This window comes from Salinivibrio socompensis S35 (genome assembly GCF_000513715.1).
Taxonomy (GTDB): Bacteria; Pseudomonadota; Gammaproteobacteria; order Enterobacterales; family Vibrionaceae; genus Salinivibrio; species Salinivibrio socompensis.
This window is the reverse complement of the sequence record NZ_AQOD01000243.1, coordinates 1-1,633: the sequence shown is the minus strand read 5'-3', so window position 1 is coordinate 1,633 and position 1,633 is coordinate 1. Positions and strand designations below refer to the sequence as shown.

Below are 1,633 nucleotides of genomic sequence, written 5' to 3'. Positions count from 1 at the left end.
TAAAATAGTTTGCTGAAATTATTGTATGCAGGGATACTAAAAGCGTCTGAGCGATGGACACATCCGGTGCAGAATTGGAACCTCACACTGTCGCAGTTGGCAATCCATTTTGAGGGTCGACTGGATGATCACATCGCGCTATGATTTTTAGCTGACACAGAATATTGAACACCCTCCTTTTTTTCACCTGAGCTCTCCCGCTGCCATTGCCTTCAGCCCTCCAACCGCTAAAGCCAGATCCCTCACTCTGTACCCATATCCTTCTCGTCCAACCAGCTCCCTCCCCAGGAAAAAATAGGACAGAACCCGGCGGGTTCGAATGGTATTAGCCTGAAAGTCTTTGTAGTAACCTTTCATGTAACCCACCTTTCCCAGAATGAGAAGGCCAAATTGACTCAGCATCGCAATCAGCAATAAGATCTCAACCCGCTTAGGGCAATGGCTACCACTAAAGTTAAGTGATAAACCAAATCGCTCGTTCTTTGTATCTCGAAAGCCTTCTTCAATAGTCATCCGTTGTGTATATAACGCGACAAGGCGTTCAGCACCCCAGCTTTCTTCAGGCAGGTTTGAGACCAACAGCCAGGGCTCTCTTCCTCCTTTGGCATGGACACGACTGGCGGTATCTCGTTTAGGTGAGCCACTCCAGTTCTTCGCTTTTCGGCCTTTAAGCTTCTTCCGGTAGAGCACTGCCTGGCAAGCATGTTTATGTTGTTTTGTGAGTCTTGCAGCGCCTAACTGGCGCGGTTTAAGTTGGGCTTGTCCGAACAGTCCATCGGCTTCATGCCATTGGCCACCAACCTGGATATGGCTGTTACCTCGGACTCGGCCGAGCCAATACCAACCTTGCTCTTCTACAGGTTTGAACCACGGCACTTTAAAACCAGCATCGGTGGTGACGATGGGGAGCACCCCTTCGGGGATCATCATCGCTAGGCGGCGAATAAATGCCTTGTGAACCTTCGAAGAGGCAAGTTGGCTCTCTGGATGAACTTCTTCATAGAGGGTAAATGCTCTTCCTCCTACAGGGATCGTTGCCCGAATGATCTGCTTATCGACATGATTCACCGGGGACCAGTCCACAATAATGATTGGATGCTGAATGTTCCTGAGTAAAAAGTGACTCACGAAGGCATACACACTCGCTCTTTCCCGCTGAAGATGCCGGTTACCCAGTAGGCGGCAGACCCGCTTAATACTGTGCTTAACCCTGGTTTGTGTACGCTTCATACCGCGACCGACTCCGGTTAACGTCAGTGTGTCACTTTCATTCAAGGCATCGGTGCAATCGAGGACAGCGTTGATGCGTCGTTTATCTTTGATGGCAGAGAACTCGGACATCAGGAAAAAAGAGTGTAGAATACTGGCTAGATTCATGGTGGTTGGCGCTTTTTGTGTTGTAGTGACCCATAATCGCCGATTATCATGGATCTGACTACCTTTTTTATCCTATCTCACTAATTATTCTATGTAAGAAGTGGGGAGCCATCAGGCCTCAATGCGTTGAGGTTTTTTCAAGAAGATCGAAGACGTTAAGAACTCTGGGCTTTTCAAAAAACGAAAACCGCGCTCTACTTTTGTTTGGGATTTGTAATGTTCAAGCAATGCAGCCATGGTCAGATCCGCACTATCA

1 protein-coding gene and 1 pseudogene are annotated in these 1,633 nt (G+C 48.1%); one reads left to right on the top strand and one right to left on the bottom strand.

Annotated elements, in window-relative coordinates; translation table 11 throughout:
* A pseudogene (locus DZ54_RS25115) lies at window positions 1–144 on the top strand (IS256 family transposase); the annotation flags it as partial.
* Between the two features lie 39 nt (window positions 145–183).
* On the opposite strand, the gene DZ54_RS0117385 reads toward DZ54_RS25115, so the two are convergent.
* Window positions 184–1,377, bottom strand: a complete 1,194-nt coding sequence (locus DZ54_RS0117385; RefSeq protein ID WP_025675507.1) for an IS4 family transposase — start codon at window positions 1,375–1,377, stop codon at window positions 184–186.
* Between the last annotated feature and the right edge of the window lie 256 nt (window positions 1,378–1,633).